We start from the raw sequence: 19,161 nt of genomic DNA, 5'->3' as shown, positions 1-19,161 counted from the left end.
CGCAGGCTTGGTTCATGCTGGCCATGGGCTTCCTGCTCATCCGCAGGATCGCTCGAGATTACCAGGCGATCGCTTGATTTCGAGTCAGGTTCTAAGTTTTTCCGTCATACCAACGAACGCCTCGGTTTTCACCAAATTCGCGCCGTCGGCCCAACTCACGCCAATGGCCGGAACAATTCGCGCAATGGCCCCGGCGACCACAGTGACGGCGCGCGCCTTCGCCAGCGCGGCCTCCCGGTCAACGGGATCCTCAGGCGCGATGACAAGAATGTGGGCTTTATGCCCGGCGGCCTCTTTTTCCGCGTTGGGCCACAAAGGGTTTGGAAACGGGCCGGCTTGCAAAATCGCTCCGGGCGCCGGGCCGTCAATCACGAGGACAGACATCCTTTCGCCATTAAGGCTCAAGATCTCAATCCCGGGATCGACAGCAGGATCGGTAACGGGGCCGCTCCAGTCCCCAAGCTGGGTTTGGGGGGCGATCCGCTCCAGCTCCGATCGAATCTGCGCAAATGACGGTTGCGCGACCTCCCTCAGCAACAGCGTCGCCGTGAACTGAGGGCGTGAGGCCTGGCCGTCGCCAGACTGCAGCGTTTCACTTGTGTTCATGTCGCGACTCTTGATTTCAAATCACTGAGCCCGGTGAACACGCTCCTGGCAACACCCGGTTGGGCGGACGGCCCCAATTGGGGGGCGGCGAATTCCCAACCTTCCCGCGCTGTTCTCATGATCGCGGACTGGCCCGCCGGCAGGGGCGGCAAGCAACTATCCCTCCCCGCCGTCGCGGTCCATGCTAAACCGATCGGGACTCGAATCGCGACCGACAGGAGGAACACCCCAATGGCCCAAGCCCATAAGCCGCGAAATGGCATTCAGACCGACCGCAACCTGGCGCTGGAACTGGTCCGCGTCACCGAAGCCGCGGCGCTCGCCGCATCGCACTGGATCGGCCACGGCAAGAAGAATGAGGCCGATGGTGCCGCCGTGGAGGCCATGCGCAAGGCGTTCGACGCGGTGGCGATCGACGGCACCGTGGTGATCGGCGAGGGCGAGATGGACGAAGCCCCGATGCTGTTCATCGGGGAGAAAGTCGGCGCCGGCGGACCGAAGATGGATATCGCGGTGGACCCTCTGGAGGGCACCACGCTGACCGCCAAGGCCGGCCCGAACGCGATGGCCACGCTGGCTCTGGCGGAGGGCGGCAACTTCCTGCATGCCCCTGACATCTACATGGACAAGATCGCCGTGGGCGGCGGGCTGCCGGCGGGGGTGATCAACCTGGACGACTCGCCGGCCGCCAATCTGCGCAACCTGGCGCGTGCCAAGAAGGTCGAGACGTCCGATCTGCTGGTCTGCATCCTGGATCGCGACCGGCACAAGGACCTGATCGCGCATTGCCGCGAGGCTGGTGCTCGCATCATGCTGATCAGCGACGGCGACGTGGCCGGTGTGATCGCCACCGCCATGCCGGATTCGGACATCGACATCTATCTGGGGTCCGGTGGCGCGCCGGAGGGCGTGTTGTCGGCGGCGGCGCTGCGTTGTGTTGGTGGCCAGATGCAGGGGCGGCTGCTGTATGAGTCGGACGATCAGATCGAGCGGGTGCGGTCCATGGGCCATGCCGATCCGAAGCGGTGCTTCTCGGTGGAGGAGATGGCGAAGGGTGACGTGATGTTCGCCGCGACCGGTGTGACGACCGGGGCGATGCTGCGGGGGGTGAAGCGCGGTGTTGGCAGCGCCGTGACGCATTCGATCGTGATGCGCAGCCACTCCGGCACCGTGCGGTTCATCGAGGCGTACCATAACTTCGTGCAGAAGACCTGGACGGCGACCTAGTGCGCCGGCTCGATCGGATGGTTCTTGTGTGCTGGCGCTCCAGGTTGTGGGCCGATTCAGCCAACGGGCGAACGTGCCCGTTGGCGTTGGATCGCTGAGTTGACCGGGGCCGACTGCGTCCTGGGCGTCACCAACAGCTTGTCCGGCCGACGGTGGCTGTGGCGGACTGGGGAGGAGCGGGTCGCGGCGGGAATCGCGCAGAAACTCGATCTGCCGGAGATCGTCAGCCGGTTGCTGTCGGCGCGCGGTATCGGGATCGAGACTGCGGCGACGTTCCTGGAGCCGACGCTGCGGGTGCTGCTGCCGGATCCGTCCGCGATGACCGACATGGATGTTGCCGCCGACCGGCTGGCCGAGGCGGTGCGCCTGGGGCAGACGGTGGCGGTCTATGGCGACTACGACGTGGACGGGGCGTGCAGCGCGGCGCTGATGGTCGGGTTCCTGCGGGCGTTGGGCTGTCCCGTCCTGCATCACGTGCCGGACCGTATCAGGGAGGGCTACGGGCCTAACGCACCCGCGCTGCTGTCGCTGGTCTCGGCGGGTGCTCGGTTGATCGTCTGTGTGGATTGCGGGACGGCCGCGGCTGATGCCCTGTCGTCCGTTGCCGGCCAGGCGGAGGTGGTCGTGCTGGACCACCACAAGGCGGAGGGCGCGCCGCCGGCCATCCTGGCGACGGTGAATCCGAACCGGCTGGACGATACCTCCGGCTTGGGGATGCTGTGTGCTGCCGGCGTGGCTTTCCTGACGGTGATCGCCACGGTGCGGGCGTTGCGCCGGCTGGGGCACTTCGTTGTGCGTACCGACGAGCCCGACCTGATGGGGTTGCTGGACCTGGTGGCGCTGGCGACGGTCTGCGACGTGATGCCGTTGACCGGGGTCAACAGAGCATTTGTGTGCCAGGGGCTGAAGGTGATGGCTCGACGGGCGCGCCCGGGTATTGCGGCGCTGCTGGACGTGACCCAGGCGCGCGACAAGCTGAACGCTGCCACCTGCGGCTATGCGCTGGGGCCTCGCATCAATGCCGGTGGTCGCATCAGCGAGGCTGATCTGGGGCTGCGGCTGCTGCTGGCGCAGGACCGGGTGGAGGCCCTGGCGCTGGCGGAAAGGCTGGAAGCGGTGAATCGGACGCGCCAGGACGTTGAGGCTGGGATTATGGAAGCCGCCATGTTCGCGGCTGAGGTTCAGGTGGCCGCGGGGCGCGCCGCGGTGTTGGTGACGGGGCAGGGGTGGCATCCCGGGGTGGTTGGCATCGTTGCCGGCCGGATCAAGGAACGGTTCAACCGGCCGGCTTGTGTGGCGGGGTTCACCGATGGGCTGGGCAAAGGGTCGGGCCGTTCGATTCCTGGGGTTGACCTGGGTGCGGCGGTCATTGCCGCCAGGCAGGCTGGGTTATTGGTCACCGGGGGCGGCCATGCGATGGCGGCGGGATTCTCGGTGCTGCCGGAGCACGTGTCCGGGTTTCATGCGTTCCTGGAGGAGCGGCTGGCGGCGGCATCGGCGATGCCTTGCGCCGCGGACCTGATCGTCGAGGGCACGTTGGCGGTGTCCGGCGCGACGACGGAGGTGGCGCGGCATCTGGAACGGCTGGCTCCGTTCGGCGCGGGGAATGAGGAACCGACGCTGGTGCTGCATCGCGCCCGAGTCGTGCGGGCCGATCGGGTGGGGCGCGAGGCTGGCTCGATTCGGGCGTTCGTGGAAGGGGAGGCCGGTGGGCCTCGGCTGAAGGCGATGATGTTCAGGGCGCGGGAGGGCGCGCTGGCGGACGCGCTGCTGGCTCGGGCCGAAGGCGTGCCGCTGCACCTGGCGGGGCATCTGCGGGCCGAGGCGTGGAACGGTTCGGTCAACCCGACGTTCATCATTTCCGACGCGGCGGTGGCCTGATCGCGGGGTGCTGAGTCAACAACGCTTGACCCGTGCGGGCGGGTCCGCTACCCACCGCCGACCCGATGGCCATGGTCGTCGGGTCCGGCCTGTCCCGTTCGTCTAGAGGCCCAGGACACCGCCCTTTCACGGCGGTAACACGAGTTCGAATCTCGTACGGGACGCCAAGGAAATCAAGTATTTACAATGACGGAGAGCGAATTGTCGGGGTAATTGGGCCAATTCTGGGCCAATGCCGCCCGGAAGGATCGCGTGGCCAGGATCAAAGCATCGAGAATCTGAGGGACCCAGCTGCAGGCAGGGCACTGTCGCCCGGCGTCGAGTACCGGGGTCCGGCGCAATACCGCGCCCGTAAGTTGATTGAGGGGAAGCGGATCCGCAAAACCTTCGAGACGGACAAGCAGGCGAAAGAATGGCTCCTGGAGACGTCCGCTAAGGTCCAAGACGGATCGTTCGTCGATCGCCGGGTCTTGGGCCAATCGACGCTGTCGGAATTGGCCCAACGGTAAGTCGATGAGCAAATGCAGGACGGAGGGCGCCGGCGTGGCGCCGCCGAGGACCGAGGCCACATCCCGGCAATTATGTCCGATCCGATCGGCGCCCTGCTGCTCTCGAAGCTGACGCCGGTGGCGGTTCGCGGAGTCCGTGACCGCCAGGCCAAGCTGTTCGCGGCGGCCACGGTGGTGAAGCGGCTGAACCCGCTCGCCGGCATCCTCGCGCACGCGATCGGTGAATGGGATCTGCCGATGCCTTTGAACCCAGCCACCGGAGCGATCGTGAAGAGACCCGAGGAAGCTGACGTGAAACGCGACCGGCGGCTACTTCCTCCGGCGCCCGGTGCTATTCGATCTGCGCTGGAAAGGGGGGGACGAGCCGCCCAAGCACGAGGAAGACGGACTGTTCGAAGCGATCGCCAAGTCTGAGTGTCCCGACGATGTTCCGGTGACCAGGTTGGCGCTGGAGCAGGCGATGCGCCAGGGAGAGATTCTCGCCCTGAGGTGGGTAGATGTCGACTTCGACGCTAAGGTGATCAAGATCCGCGGTCGGCATGGGCTGGGCAAAAAAAGCGGTCAGCATCAGAAATCAGCAAAGCTGCGGTCTGAGCGCGGGTGGGAGATCAGGCCTCTTATGCCAGGCGCGATCACGCTGCTGCTGGCGCACCTCGGCGATCGAAAGCCAAAGCCGCAAGATCTGGTTTTCGAGGTAGGGAGCCATAATCCCTTCAAAGTGCGCATCGGCCGGATGATCACGCGGGCTGGGCTGACTGATCTGACCTTTCACGATCTGCGCCACGAGGCGACGAGTCGGCTAGCGAAGCGATATCCAAATCCAATGGATCTGCGGAGGGTCACCGGCCACCTGACGCTGAAATCTCTGGACCGCTACTACCAGCCCGATCTCACCGAGCTGGCCGAGCGAACCTGAATTACTTCGATCGCCGTGATATCGTTTCGGCCTTGGTCGGACGCCCGCAGCGGCGGCGGCGCGGCGGCGGTGGGCCAGATAGTTTACCGGATCATTGTCGCCGGCGAAGTCCAGCACAAGATGGACCCGCGGCTCAGGTGAAAAGCAGGCTGCGCTATGAACCCGCGTCGCGTCGAGATGCCAGACCTCGCCTACCCGCATGTGAAAAAGTCTGCCTTCCTCCGAATTCCAGGCCTGTGGATTGGTTTTCAGACAGATGCGCAGTCGCGTGAAGGGCTGGCTGAATTCAAGAAAATCGCGGTGCGGGATCACGCAACCGTTGCCCGCGACCCGCATGAGGCGGGCCCAACGCAAGCGGTCCGTGGCGAACTCGCGGCTGATCAACCCCGTAAGATAGGGAATCATAAGGCCGATTTCGGTAGTGCGCGCAACACGGTCACTCTCTCGGCTGGTCGCCTGGCTGGCACGACCCGTCGGAGACTGTTATGACGAAAATACGACAGTGCGCGATTTGGAATGGTACTGCACTGAGTATTTCGACAAGAGTGCCGCACTCTTCATGCCGTCGGGAACGATGAGCAATCAGGTCGCGCTTCGCGCGCTGACGAGCCCCGGCGACGAAATCATCCTGCACGCGGCCTGCCACATAAACTTCTTCGAAGCGGCCCAAACCGCGACCTCACGCGTGTGGCACTTTACCCGATCGGCCGCGTGGGCACGCCGGCGACGGACGAAGACGCCGGCATTCTGTCCTCCGGAGTCCTAAGGCAGGCGATCGATGGTAAGGCACGCTCGAATTCGTTTTACGCCACGCCACGCCTGGTCGTGATCGAGAACACCGTGAACGCCGCCGGCGGCACGATCCACCCGTTGGCCGCGATGGCCGAGTTGCGCACGGTGGCCCATGAGCTTGGTATGACGGTGTATCTCGACGGCGCGCGGCTGCTCAACGCGTGCGTCGCCACGGGAGTTTCGCCGCGCGCTTACGCAGCGGAAGTCGACGCCCTCAGCGTTTGTTTCAGCAAAGGACTCTGCGCGCCGTGACGTCACAACGCGTCACCATCGAGATGGCAGAGACCGCGGCGTGGATGATCTCACGCGTGGTGAAGGATCTTCAGGACGGTTGCGCAGTATCGGGTTAACGGCCCAGCACCTGGTTTCGTTTCGCGGAGCGGATATGTTCAACCTACGGTTCTTCCCTCAAATCCCGACCGTCATTGCCTTACCCCTTCACGGCGGCTTCGATCTCGGTGATGTATTTTTTTATTTCATCGACCATTACGTTGGTGAGCGTGGAGTTCGGCCGATGCTTCGGCCGCAGCAGAGTTGCAACGAATGGCAGCGACACCGAAAACGGCCTCATTACCAAATCCGGTTGGAATGCCGCGGCGGTAAACGGATTGATGATGGAGACCCCCATACCACGCACGACCATCGCGCAAATCACCGTCGCCGACACCACCTCTACGACCGAGCGTCGAGACACGCCAGCCGCATTGAACACCTCGTCGGTCCGTCGACGGGTGAGTTCGTTCGCTGCCCCGGAGATGAAGTCAATATCGCGCAGATCCGCCGGCGTAATCACGGATTTTGCCGCGAGCACATGGTTTGCAGGAAGCACACAGACCTGGTCGGCGGTGGTAAGGCGCTCCGATGTGGCTTCGGCCACTTGCAAGTCATAGCCCGCCAAGCCGATGTCGAACCGATGGGCGGCGATGGCCTCAACGATTGTCGGTGTGTGCTGGGTGTCCAGGGTGAGGCGGGCCTTGGGATGGTGCACAAGGAACCGACGAAACACCTCTGCCATGAACCCCTCGGAAAACGCCGGAAAACAGACGACGCGCACGGCGCCATTGCGGGAGCCGCGGATCGCTTCAGCGGCACGCGCGATATCTTCCAATCCGGTAAACGCCCTGTTGACTTCCTTATAAAGTTCGGACGCTGCGCTGGTCGGTTCGATCCGACGTTTCGCTCGCTTGAACAGATGAAGGCCGGTCGCTGTCTCCAGTTCTTGGATCGAGCGTGAGACCGACGGTTGCGACGTATGCAACCGCTGCGCGGCTTGCGTCACAGTGCCGTGGACCATGATGGCGCGGAAAGCTTCGATCTGTCGGAGAGTAACCCGCATCCACCCCTCGTTGGAATTTCGATCTCAATGTGAATAGACGCCTCACACCCCGGCATCAAGAGACATGCAACGAAAGGAAAATCATGATGAACCACCCCCACCCGCGACAGGCGTCCGGCCGGTCCGCCTCAAGCACCATTGTCGGCGTTTACCCGCCGGCACGTGCCACGGACCTCCGACGATCGCGCGCCGTATCTCGATGCGATGCGACGCCATGCGCCGGTCGCCGATTCAAAGTCACAACCCAATCCAAGTGCGGAGGTAACGTACGGTGATGAGCGAATATATTATAATTTCGCAGTTTCCCAATGTGGCTGACTATTGTCGCCTGCGAGTTGCCGCGGGCCTGAGCCCGAAAGCTATCGAACTCGGATGTCGCGGGTTTTCGGAATTTCGCGACGCCAAACCCCCCATGGAATTCGAGAGATGCCCGATGACAGCAATACTATCGTCGGTGTCGCTTAGGCGGACGAAGGGGTTTGCGCCGGTCAGGATCAGCAGGCGCAGTATGCCTCAATCATTCCTGTGCCTCGGAATTGTTCGAAAACCTCTGCCCTTTGTATGCAGCTTGAGTTCGGTTCGTGGCGCCCACCTTGCGCATAATGTTTCTGACGTGGACCTTTACCGTGCTCTCGCACATGCCAAGCTCGTAGGCGATGATCTTGTTTGTCTTGCCCAGCTGTAGGCGAGTGAAAACCGCGCTCTGCCGCGATGTCAGCCGGTTCAATCGCCCTGGCGAGTGATTTCGGGGAGCGGTGAGCATAAGATCAGCCGGCACGAAAGTGCCGCCCGCGCTAACCAGGCTGATTGCCGCCGAGGTGATCGGGAGCCCGGCCGTCTGCGTCGGAACGAAGCCCCGTGCGCCACTCTCCAAGGCGGAACGCATGATTGTCTGATGCTGCGTACGGCCCGCATCGGAGAAGATCATAACCGGTGTGGTCGGGAATACTTGCGTGATTGTCGCGATGGTTTGTGTCATCGTCGTGTCAGGGGCATCGTTCCCATGAAGATGATAAATGATCAAATCGAAATTGTGCGGCGCCGCGTCGATGCAGTCCTGGACAGCAGTGAAGGTGGATATCTTGATCTCCGGATGCAGATTGCCCAACGCCTTCGACAGGCATTCCTGGGTGAGGCGGTAGCGATCGATCAGGCCGACGATGAGAGACTTGAAATTGGGGCCGGCCAGTTCGGATGGCAGCCCACCCGCGCTGATCTGGATATCTGGTCTCGGCTGGTCGACAATGCCATTTTCATCAGCGGACAGATTTTTAAGTCGAGTAAGTGTTTGGGTAGCGTCAGCCGGTTCGGCAGCATATTTGTTCATACTACGGTCCTCTCTTTTGCACTCGAGGAATCGGTGATGCCGTTCGGGACACTGCCTACGTTCTAGTCGGCCGGGGTGCTCCAGTGTGGCCGCCGGACGTGGCAGTCCAACCGAATGTCGGCATCGCAGGCCTCTGTTTGCTACGCCAGTCTACAGAGGTCTGGCCAATGGCATCGTCTTTGTCGGCTATCGGAATTTATTTCTGATCAGGACAGGCTTCAATCAGCAATGATCTCACCGATCGCGAAGGAGGTGATCGAGATCGCCGTTGAGAACGAGAGCATGCAAACATACGGGACTTGTTCCGGGTTAGGTAGGTTTCAAGTTTGTGTAGCAAGGGTGAGCTGGTGCCGAAATTGGTCTGCGGGTGAAGCTGGTCGCCGAGTTAGTGCGTGGCTCAACGACTGATATAGAGGTCGCACGCCAGGCGTCTTCATTGTGTTTGTGGACGTCGATATACCCGGCGGGGAGGGGCCAGGTTGACGGCTTTCAACGTTACGAGCAAAGTTCTGCCAACGCGTGGGGTACTGCGCATCAATTACATGCGGCAGGCCGAACAGAGACCGTTATGTCAGAGTCTTTGCGTATCATGGTGCCAGGCAGCCGTTCTTCCTCATTCTTTAAGCGTGCAGCTTTGTACCAATCGTGTGGTGACGTCAACACATCGGCCAGTCAAGCCAGCGGTTCGACATTGTTGAATTAGATCTACGGGATGCAAGTCCAGCACGACATCAAATTCGACGATACCACCTTCACCGCCCATCAAGGTAACATCCAAGGTTTTTATGGCTTCTGGAATGCGGCGGCTCAGTGACCAAGCCGTTTTCATGCTGCCGCCGAAGATACGCTGAAGCTGCCGGATGCTGATGCTCTTTTTGCTGCTGTTCGTAAGGTAGATGGCCTGCAGCCAGAACCGCAGCGGCATGTGGCTGGACTCGAACACGGTTCCTATGCGGACGGTGAAGGGCTTGCGGCAGGCGTAGCATTTATAGAGACCAGGGCGAGTGGTCTTGCCGTTCAGCTTGCCGATCCGCTTGACACCTTTGCAATGAACACACACCGGGCCGTTCGGCCATAGCTTGGCTTCGACATACTCGAAAGCAGCAGCCTCGTTTTGGAAGTGATCGCCGGATAGGGCGGGCTTCATAGTGGGTATCATGCGAAGGCGCGGCTGTTATCATCTTCGATGTAATGGGTGCTTCCGGCGAGGTAGAGCATCACCTCCGCCCCGTTGTCGAACTTAGTGAAGGTCTCGGCGGGCAGTTCGGCGTAGCCGGTTGTCCAGCGTAGACCGTCAGCCTGCTCGAATTCATGAAAGCCCGTTGTCAGCCGCTCGTCATCGGCATCGAGTTGCATGAACTTCGCACCCTGCCGCACCGCCACCTGCTTTACCGCCACTCCCAGCGACCGGGGGTCGCGGACGATGCCTAGTTCTGCCGGCACACCCGCGCGGGAGGCGATGGCCACACTGGTTGGGCGGTTCGGTAGGCGAAACATATACAGCGTACCTTGCTGCTTCTGTGCATCCACACGGACCCCATCCACCACCAGATGCAGATCTGGATCCGCGGTCAGCGGCATCCCGGGGCGCGGTCCAGCGCGGTCCAGCAGCCGCCGCCATGCCGCATCCACCACCGGACCTCCCGTCAGCACCGGCGCGCACGGTGGCTTCGCCGGCTGATCCCATCCGCTGTTCGCATTTCCGAACAGCCACCGGTTACCGTCGTCCCGGTAGCTCTCCGCCGCTGCCCCATTGGCCACCAGCACATCGTGCGTTTCCAGTTCGACGTGGTAGACCGAGACCTCCTGTGCTCGGTCGTCCCATTGGATTGAGCGGTGGTTCACCAGGAACTCTACGGGGATCAGCACATCGTCGATGAACAACGAGTGTCCCTTCGTCACCCGCAGGTCCGCACGCGGTACGTTCGGCCCCAGTGCCCCCTTGCGCACGATCACCGGCGTCGCGGCGTTGCGCCGCCCCTTTGTCGCCAGCACACGCCCCTGTCCGACCCACACGATCGGACGCACCTGTCCGCCCACCGTAAGCACCAGGTCACCCACCGCCAGCCGCTCCACGACCGTCTCGCCCGCCGGCGTCGCGATCATCGTTCCGGCTAAGAAGCACAACGCATTGTCCAGCAAGGCGTCGGACGTGGTTGCCGCCGTCTGTGCCATCTCCGGCGTGGCGAACGTCAGAACCCCCACGGTGGAGCCGTTCTCGATCACCGACACGGTCGCGCCATTTTGGCTGAACGTCGCCGGACCCGTGGTGTCCACGGTAATCACGTCGCCAGCCACGAAATTGTTGATCGTTCCGCCAAAGTTGCCGATCAGTGCATCACCGTAGTTTGGATTGGTCTCCGAAGTGAAGGGGCCCGTCCCGCTCGCTGGAACATCGATCGTCGGCGACTGGTCGCTTCCGATGACCAGTGTGCCACTACCGTTGAAATTGATCGTCTGACCGGTAACCGTATCCGTGTTCAGCACCAGCGTGAAACCGGCATCGATGTTGAACGCCCCGCCGGCGCCGTAGATGACCGGCGTATCCAGGGCGATGCTGAAGCCTGAATCGATGGTGATCGCACCGGTGTTATTGACATACGCCTTGTAGGTCTGCGTGCCGGAGACGCTGAAGGCAGTGTTGAGGCTGGCGTTGTTGAGTTCGGTCGGATCGAACAGGCTGAACAGGGTCACAGCGGCGTCGGCGCCGATGTTCTCGCCGCCATTGTCCAATTCCACCGTGGCATTCGGCCCGATGACCAGGCCGCCTGGGCCACCGGCGCCGACGTTGAGGTTACCGCCGATGTAGATGGTACCGGTGGTGTCCTCGATATCGACATTGCCCGACCCGCCGGTGGTCTGGCCGATGTCGAGATCGCCGCCGATGAAAACGTTGGCACCGTTGAGAATGGAGAGTTCGCCCGAGCCGCCGTCGCCGATGGAGAGCGAGCCGGTGGTGGTCAGGTCGGTATTGCTGCCGGTGACGGTGACAATGCCGGCACTGCCGCTGAGGACCCCCGCGTTGAGGGTGGCGGCGGTGACCGTCGCTCCGGCGTCGATCGACAACTGGCCTGTGGCGGCATCGCCAACCGCGAAGGATCCGCCGACCTGCCAGTTCGAACCAGAACCGGTCACCGTCACCGAAGAACCAGACGCATCAGACTGGTCCGCTATGACCGCGCCACCCCCCGTGACAAGGCTGCTGCCATCGTCAATCAGCAGTGTCGCATCTTGACTCGTGCCGACGGTCACGCTGCCCGTCGCGGTCAGGCTCCCACCTGTTGCCAGGTGCCACGCACCAGCCCCAAACGACAGAGCGGCCGCGATTCCGGTCCCCGTGATGCCGCCGCCGATGCCGTTGAACTCCGTCGTATCCTTCGCGGATGGCGGCAATGTCGCCGGGTCCAGTCCCAGGGTCCTGTCGTCCCAGTTGGCGGCGTTCGCGAAATTCGTGTCGCCGGCCCCGGTCCAGACCAACGTCCGCGGCGGCAGTACGACCGTTCCTGTCACGGTGATGACTTCGTCCGGCAGCGCCCCGAGATAGCCGCTGCTGTTGGTTCCGGTGGCGACCAGCGTAATCTGCTCGCTGAACACACCGCCGGTCGACGTCGAGAGACTGATCCCCTCGGCACTGGCGACGCCGCCAGCCGCTACGCCCGAGAACGACGTCAGCGTGTTGGTGAATGCCACGCCCCCATCACCACTGACGACAAAGCCACCCGACAGCAGATCCGCTGGACCGGAGGCTGCGTTGCCGATGCCCAGGTCGATCTCGGGCGCGGACGTATCAAGGTCGATCGTACCCAGCGCAAGCGTATACGTGGTCCCTGTCTGCGTCAGCACACCGCCGCCCGAGAGATCCTCCACCACCGCGGTGGCGTAATTGTTGACGATCGCATCGACCGTCACCGTCTGTGACGTCAGCGCCGTGGTCCCCAGCGTATCGATACCCGTACCATCCGACGTCAGCTTGATCGTCGCCGTGCCGCTGATCGTCCCTGCCGTCGCGGTATTGACCCCGACGCTCAGTGCGGACGTGTTCGTCGCAGAGGCGGCCAGGCCGCTGAACGAACCGCCCGCGGTAACCGATCCGGTCGCGCTACCGACGCTCCCATCCAGTGTCTCGGTGAAGCTGCCCGCGCTACCGGTGTTGCTGATGCTCAGCGCCTCGCTGACGGTGGCGCCAACATGAACGATACCGAAGTTCACCGGGTTCGGGGAGACCGCGCTCGCCGTCGCGTAGTTGTAGAGCGTGCCCTCAACAGTGATGGTTTGCGCTGTCAGCGCCGTGGTCCCCAGCGTATCGATGCCGGCGCCGTCCGAGGTCAGCGTCACTGTCGCCGAACCGGATTGCACACCGGCCGTGCCGCTGTTCAGGCCGATTGTCAGACCGCTGCTGTTGGTGCCACCCGCCGCCAGCCCAGCGAACGAACCGTTGACGTTCGCCGATCCGGTCGCGCCGCTGATTCTGGCGTCCAGATTCTCGGTGAAGCCACCTGTGGCGCCGGAGTTGCTGATGCTCAGTGCCTGGCTCAGCGTGCTGCCGACATGGCGCTCACCGAAGTTCACCGGATCCGGCGATGCCGCGCTTGCCGTGGCGTAGTTGTAGAGCGTCCCAGAAACCGCGATTGTCTGCGACGTCAACGCCGTCGTCCCTAGTGTGTCGATCCCGGCGCCGTCCGAGGTCAGCGTTACCGTCGCCGAACCGGATTGCACACCGGCCTTGCCGCTGTTCAGCGCGATCGTCAGGGCACTGCTGTTGGCGCCACCTGCCACCAGGCCGGCGAACGAGCCACTCGCGGTGACCGATCCCGTCGCGTTGCCGATGCTCGCGTCCAGGTTCTCGGTGAAGCTGCCCGCGCTACCGGTGTTGCCGATGCTCAGTGCCTGGCTCAGCGTGCTACCGACATGGTGTTCGCCGAAGTTCACCGGTTCGGGCGATACGCTCGCGATGGCGTAGTTGTAGAGCGTGCCAGCGACCGTGATCGTCTCGGATGCAAGCGCGGTGGTCCCCAGCGTATCAATACCGGTGCCGTCTGAGGTCAGCGTTACCTTTGCCGTGCCCGTCTGAACACCGGCCGTGCCACTGTTCAGGCCAACCGTCAGAGCGCTGCTGTTGCTGGCACCCGCTGCCAGTCCGGTGACCGAGCCGCTGGCGCTCGCCGATCCGGTCGCATTGCCGATGCTTGCGTCCAGATTCTCGGTGAAGCTGCCCGCGCTACCGGTGTTGCTGATGCTCAGTGCCTGGCTCAGCGTGCTGCCGACATGGTGTTCGCCAAAGTTCACCGGGTTGGGTGATGCCGCGCTGGCGGTGGCGTAGTTGTAGAGCGTACCTTCCACGGTAATGGTCTGCGCTGTCAGCGCCGTCGTCCCCAGCGTGTCGATCCCGGTGCCGTCCGAGGTCAGTGTCACCTTTGCCGTACCCGTCTGAACGCCGGCCGTGCCGCTGTTCAGACCCACGATCAGGCCACTGCTGTTGGTGCCACCTGCCACCAGGTCGGTGACCGAACCGCTCGCGGTGACCGATCCCGTCGCGCTGCCGATACTGGCGTTCAGATTCTCGGTGAAGCTGCCCGCGCTACCGGTGTTGCCGATGCTCAATGCCTGACTCAGCGTGCTGCCGACATGGCGCTCACCGAAGTTGACCGGGTTCGGTGATGCCGCGCTTGCCGTGGCGTAGTTGTAGAGCGTGCCAGCGACCGTGATCGTCTCGGATGCAAGCGCCGTGGTCCCCAGCGTATCAATGCCGGTGCCGTCCGAGATGAGCGTCACCTTCGCCGTGCCCGTCTGAACGCCGGCCGTGGCGCTGTTCAGATCGATTGTCAGACCGCTGCTGTTGGTGTCACCCGCCGCAAGACCGCTGAACGAGCCGCTCGCGGTAACCGATCCAGTCGCGTTGCCAATGCTCGCGTCCAGGTTCTCAGTGAAGCCGCCTGTGGCGCCTGTGTTGCCGATGCTCAGTGCCTGGCTCAGCGTGCTACCGACATGGTGCTCGCCGAAGTTCACCGGATTCGGAGAAGCCGCACTGGCCGTGGCGTAGTTGTAGAGCGTGCCGGCGACCGTGATCGTCTCGGATGCAAGCGCCGTGGTCCCCAGCGTGTCGATGCCGGTGCCGTCCGAGGTCAGCGTTACTGTCGCCGAACCGGATTGCACACCGGCCGTGCCACTGTTCAGGCCGACGACCAGGTTGCTGCTGTTGCTGACACCCGCCGCAAGCCCAGTGAACGAACCACTGGCGCTCGCCGATCCCGTCGCGCTGCCGATGCTGGCGTCCAGGTTCTCGGTGTAGCCATCCGCTGTCCCGAGGTTGCCGATGCTCAGCGCCTGGCTCAGCGTGCTGCCAACATGGCGCTCGCCAAAGTTCACCGGGTTCGGGGAGACCGCGCTGGCCGTCGCGTAGTTGTAGAGCGTGCCCTCAACGGTGATGGTTTGCGCTGTCAGCGCCGTGGTCCCCAGCGTATCAATGCCGGTGCCGTCCGAGGTCAGTGTCACTGTCGCCGAACCGGATTGCACACCGGCTGTGCCGCTGTTCAGGCTGACTGTCAGGGCGCTGCTGTTGCTGACACCCGCTGCAAGCCCAGTGAACGAACCGCTCGCACTCGCCGATCCGGTCGCGCTGCCGATGCTGGCGTCCAGATTCTCGGTGAAGCCGCCTGTGGCACCGGTGTTGCCGATGCTCAGTGCCTGGCTCAGCGTACTGCCGACATGGCGCTCACCGAAGTTTACCGGGTTCGGTGATGCCGCGCTGGCCGTGGCGTAATTGTAAAGCGTGCCCTCAACGGTGATGGTCTGCGCTGTCAGCGCCGTGGTCCCCAGCGTATCGATGCCGGCGCCGTCCGAGGTCAGTGTTACCTTCGCCGTGCCAGCCTGAACACCGGCCGTGCCGCTGTTCAGGCCAACCGTCAGAGCGCTGTTGTTGCTGATACCCGCCGCAAGTCCCGTGAATGAACCGCTGGCGCTCGCCGATCCGGTCGCGCCGCTGATGCTGGCGTCCAAATTCTCCGTAAAGCCGTCCGCCGTCCCGAGATTGCTGATGCTCAGTGCCTGGCTCAGCGTGCTGCCGACATGGTGCTCGCCGAAGTTCACCGGGTTGGGCGAGGCTGCACTCGCGGTGGCATAATTGAAGACCGCGCCGGTGATAGTCACCGTTTGCGTCCCGATCGCCGTGGTGCCCAGCCCATCGACGCCGGTGCCATCCGAGGTCAGTGTGATCGTATCGGTTCCAACCTTGTCGCCGTCCGAGCTGGTGTTCAGGCCGGCGATGAGGTCCGAACTGTCGGTAGCCCCGGGTGCCAGGAGCGTGAAGGAGCCGCTGGCGGTTACCCCGGCGGTCGCACCGCCGATGCTGGCATCCAGCGTCTCGTAGTAGCCATTGGTGGGTGCGGTGTTGGTCAGGCTGAGTGCCTGGGTCGCCACGGCCCCGACATGGGCATCGCCCAGGCTGACAGGATCCGGCGTATACGGTCCCGGTAGCGCCAAGCCGTAGGCGATCACGTCCGTGCCGCCGTTGCCGTCGCTGGCGACCTTGAGATGATCGCCGGCATAAGGCGTGCTGACCGCGTAGGTCAGCGTGCTGCCGCCGCTGAGGCTAACCGTCAGGGTATTGCCGCTGATCACCGCGCCGGTGGCCGTGGTGATGCCGGCGAGGTCGATCGTGTCGCCTGGGGAGAAAGCGGCGACCGTACCAGCGAAACTGGCCGGTGTGTCGATCCTCAGCGTCGCATCGAGGCCGTTGAAGGTGATGGCCTGGCCGCTCGCCGGCGACTTGGCGAATTCCAACGTGGCGCCGGCATCAACGGTGAAGCCGCCGGTTCCGGCGACCGTGCTGGCGAGCTTCAGCAGGCCGCCGTCGGCCTCCATCGAACCCGTGTTGGTCAGCGCGGCGTTGATCGTGCCGAATCCGATGATCTTGGCGCCGCTGGCGTTACCAAACGCGCCGGAGCCGAAGACCGCGCCGCCGAGGTTGAGCAGGCCCTTGTTGGTGAAGGTGGACGCGGTAGTGAAAGCGCGCCCATCCAGCAGGGCCAATGTACCCGTCGTGCCAATCGTGGTCAGCTTGGCATCCAGCGTGATATAGGTACTGGTGGTGGTGTCGTAGGCATCGATGACCGACGCGGTGCCGCTGAGAATGATGTCCGCATCGTCGGTGACGACCAATTCGTTATTGATGAGTTGCAGGGTGGAGTTGGCGTCCACCTCGTAGCTGCCCCCCGTCAGCGTGGCGCCGGAAGCGTTGGTTAATGTAGTTGATTGGATAATGAACGTATCGCCGCCAGAGACGATGATGCTGCCATTGTTGGTGAAGCTGTTGCCGGAGACGGTGAACTGGCCGCCGCTGAAGCCGGCATCGATGGTGCCATCGTTAACGATGCCGTCGCCGGTGAAGTTGTTGTAAGTGACCAGGCTGGCGAGCGCTCCGGCCTGCGTGAGCGTGAGCGTGCTGCCGAACGTCAGCACCGCCCCGGTGCCGGTGGTGTCGTCACTGTAAAGGTAGGAGTTGCTGCTGCTGCCGATATCGATCGTCGCGTTGTTGAGCGTCGTTGTATTGTCAATATAGAGCTGAGCGCCGATACCGGTCAGGTTAACCGTGCCGGCACCTGTGCCGCCCGTGCCGGTCAAGGTGATGCCGTTGACGATCGTCCAATACGCACTTTGTGCGGTCAGGCCGAGCGCTCCCTCATACGTCACGCCTTCCAGTGTGCCGTTGTTGGATACAAGACCGCTGCCCGCGTCGTGAATGACGCCGCCGACAATCGTGCCACCGCTTACTGTCACCGTGCCAAGCGGACTGCCGGGGCCGACATCCAATGTCGCACCGGTATTGATCAGCGTGCCGATGATGTTGATCGCACCGCCCGAAGCGCTGACCTTGTTCAGAGCCGCGGCGGCGAAGAGGCCACCGAGATTCAGCGTGGAATCCGTTTCGCTGATGCTGCCGGTGTTGGTCCAGGTCGTCGAACCGATGGTGAGCGTATCGCCGTCTGAGACAGCGATACTGCCCTGATTGGTGAAACTCTCGCCTTGGATGGCGAAGTTACCACCTTCGACGCCAGCGCTGATGGTGCCCTGGTTGACGATTCCGTCCCCAGGATCGTTGTTGTAGGTTGCCAGAATCGCGCTTCCAACCTGCACGAGCGCAAGTGTTTTACCCAAAGTCAGCACCGCGCCAGTGCCAGAAGTATCTTGAATCTCGAGAATACTATAGACACCGGATTCGTTATTGCCGATGTCGATCGTTGCGTTGTTGAGCGTGGTCGTGTTGTCGATGGTGAAGCTACTGTAATGTCCGGTCAGATTGACCGTTCCGGACCCTGTTCCGCCCACCCCGGTCAGCGTGATACCGTTGACAATCTGCACCGCGGCACCGCTGCTGGAGCTGAGGTCGAGCGTGCCCTCATACGTTACCCCCTCCAGCGTGCCGAAGTTCCCCAGCAGACCGCTGCCTGCGTCGTGGATGACGCCGCCGACGATGGTGCCGCTCAGCGTCACGGTACCAAGCGCGCTGCCGGGGCCGACGTCCAGCGTCGCGCCGGTGTTGATCAGCGTGCCGGTGATGTCGATCTCGCCGCCGGAAGCCCCAATCGTATCCAGCGCCGCGGTTGTGAAGGTGCCCCCGAGGTTCAGCGTGGAATCCGTCTCGCTGATGTGGCCCGCATTGGTCCAGTCTGTGTTCAGCGTGACCGTGGAGCCACCGGTCTCCGTCAATGTGCCCGTATTGGTGAACGTCGTGTTGTTTATGATAAAGCTGTCGCCGCCAGAGACAGCAATGCTGCCGGCGTTGCTGAAGTTGCCGGCGACGGTGAACTGGCCACCGCTGACGCTCGCGTCGATGGTGCCGTCGTTGACAATACCATCTCCAGGACTGCTGTCGCCATACAGGCTGGCATAGGCCCCTACCTGCGAGAGCGTGAGGTTGCTTCCCAGCGTCAACTGGTTCCCGGTGGCGTTGGGGTCATTCACGGAAATCGAGGAGGTGGCAGGATAACTGTTGGTGCCAAAGTAGATCGTTGCGTTGTTGAGTGTGGTCGTGTTGTCAATATAAAGCGCCACTTCATATCCGGTCAGGTTGATCGCTCCCTGGCCGGTGCCGTTCGTCCCGGTCAGAGTGATGCCATCAGTAATATGCAGATCAGAGTAGGTGGCGCTCAGATCGAGCGTGCCCTCATACGTTACGCCCTCCAGCGTGCCACCGTTCGCAAACAGGGTTCCGCCCGCAGCGGCGATGGTGCCGGCGATGATGGTCCCGTTGCGATCCAATTCCAGCGTGCCCGCATCCAGAGTCAGCGTATGGTTTACGCCCCCCACGGTCAGCGCGCCGTGGATGTCCAGCGTCACGCCAGCCGCATCCAGGGTCATTGAATCGACCGAAAAGGCCTCGCCGTACGAAATATCAACGGTGTAAGCACCCGGATCGGTGAAAAACACGGCATCGGTGGTGCCGCTCGGGACACTGCCTACATTCCAGTCAGCCGGCGTGTTCCAATCACCACCGGACGTGGCAGTCCAACTGAATGTCGGCATCTCAGGCCCCTGTTCGCTACGCCAGTCCCCAGAGGTCCGGCCGATG

General features: G+C 63.0%; 11 protein-coding genes and 1 tRNA gene. 6 read left to right on the top strand and 6 right to left on the bottom strand.

The genetic code is table 11. The features are described from left to right. Positions 1 to 84: 84 nt before the first annotated feature. Positions 85 to 606 (bottom strand): hypothetical protein, encoded by a 522-nt coding sequence (locus GSQ89_RS33855; RefSeq protein ID WP_158932500.1) that lies wholly within the window; start codon positions 604 to 606, stop codon positions 85 to 87. Positions 607 to 837: 231 nt separating this feature from the next. Here GSQ89_RS33855 and glpX point away from each other — a divergent pair, with 231 nt between their 5' ends. The 4 genes from glpX to GSQ89_RS39620 all read left to right on the top strand — a co-directional run bounded on the left by glpX (position 838) and on the right by GSQ89_RS39620 (position 5,139). Next, positions 838 to 1,833 carry a class II fructose-bisphosphatase gene (glpX, locus tag GSQ89_RS33850; protein ID WP_158932499.1) on the top strand — a complete coding sequence of 332 codons (996 nt, stop codon included), beginning with the start codon at positions 838 to 840 and terminating at the stop codon, positions 1,831 to 1,833. Between the two features lie 99 nt (positions 1,834 to 1,932). Beyond that, positions 1,933 to 3,714 carry a single-stranded-DNA-specific exonuclease RecJ gene (gene recJ / locus GSQ89_RS33845; RefSeq protein WP_254073496.1) on the top strand — a complete coding sequence of 594 codons (1,782 nt, stop codon included), beginning with the start codon at positions 1,933 to 1,935 and terminating at the stop codon, positions 3,712 to 3,714. A 91-nt stretch (positions 3,715 to 3,805) separates the two neighbouring features. Then, positions 3,806 to 3,881, top strand: a tRNA-Glu gene (locus GSQ89_RS33840). 670 nt (positions 3,882 to 4,551) lie between these two features. Continuing rightward, positions 4,552 to 5,139, top strand: coding sequence for a site-specific integrase (locus tag GSQ89_RS39620; protein WP_254073495.1), 588 nt, complete (start codon positions 4,552 to 4,554; stop codon positions 5,137 to 5,139). On the opposite strand, the gene GSQ89_RS40415 is transcribed toward GSQ89_RS39620, so the two are convergent. Beyond that, positions 5,023 to 5,544 (bottom strand): aspartyl/asparaginyl beta-hydroxylase domain-containing protein, encoded by a 522-nt coding sequence (locus tag GSQ89_RS40415; RefSeq protein ID WP_158932498.1) that lies wholly within the window; start codon positions 5,542 to 5,544, stop codon positions 5,023 to 5,025. The genes GSQ89_RS39620 and GSQ89_RS40415 overlap by 117 nt on opposite strands. A 16-nt stretch (positions 5,545 to 5,560) precedes the next feature. Between GSQ89_RS40415 and GSQ89_RS40410 the strand changes: the two genes are divergently transcribed. After that, on the top strand, positions 5,561 to 5,905 hold the full coding sequence (locus GSQ89_RS40410; protein WP_371734321.1) for a beta-eliminating lyase-related protein: 345 nt from the start codon (positions 5,561 to 5,563) through the stop codon (positions 5,903 to 5,905). Further along, positions 5,851 to 6,183, top strand: coding sequence for a beta-eliminating lyase-related protein (locus tag GSQ89_RS33820; RefSeq protein WP_158932497.1), 333 nt, complete (start codon positions 5,851 to 5,853; stop codon positions 6,181 to 6,183). Before GSQ89_RS40410 ends, GSQ89_RS33820 begins: the two co-directional genes overlap by 55 nt. 178 nt (positions 6,184 to 6,361) lie before the next feature. Here GSQ89_RS33820 and GSQ89_RS33815 read toward each other — a convergent pair whose 3' ends face one another. From GSQ89_RS33815 to GSQ89_RS33800, 4 genes are all read right to left on the bottom strand, one after another. Next, on the bottom strand, positions 6,362 to 7,267 hold the full coding sequence (locus GSQ89_RS33815; protein ID WP_158932496.1) for a LysR family transcriptional regulator: 906 nt from the start codon (positions 7,265 to 7,267) through the stop codon (positions 6,362 to 6,364). 517 nt (positions 7,268 to 7,784) lie between these two features. Next, entirely contained in the window at positions 7,785 to 8,594 is an 810-nt protein-coding gene (locus GSQ89_RS33810) for a response regulator transcription factor (protein WP_158932495.1), read from the bottom strand. Between the two features lie 613 nt (positions 8,595 to 9,207). Then, positions 9,208 to 9,741, bottom strand: a complete 534-nt coding sequence (locus GSQ89_RS33805; protein WP_158932494.1) for a transposase — start codon at positions 9,739 to 9,741, stop codon at positions 9,208 to 9,210. Positions 9,742 to 9,749: 8 nt separating this feature from the next. Then, positions 9,750 to 19,115, bottom strand: a complete 9,366-nt coding sequence (locus tag GSQ89_RS33800; protein ID WP_158932493.1) for a choice-of-anchor D domain-containing protein — start codon at positions 19,113 to 19,115, stop codon at positions 9,750 to 9,752. Positions 19,116 to 19,161: the final 46 nt, after the last annotated feature.

This window comes from Acidisphaera sp. S103 (assembly GCF_009765975.1).
Classification (GTDB): Bacteria; Pseudomonadota; Alphaproteobacteria; order Acetobacterales; family Acetobacteraceae; genus Rhodopila.
Note: the sequence above shows the minus strand (reverse complement) of the source record. Positions and strands in the feature narration are given on the sequence as shown.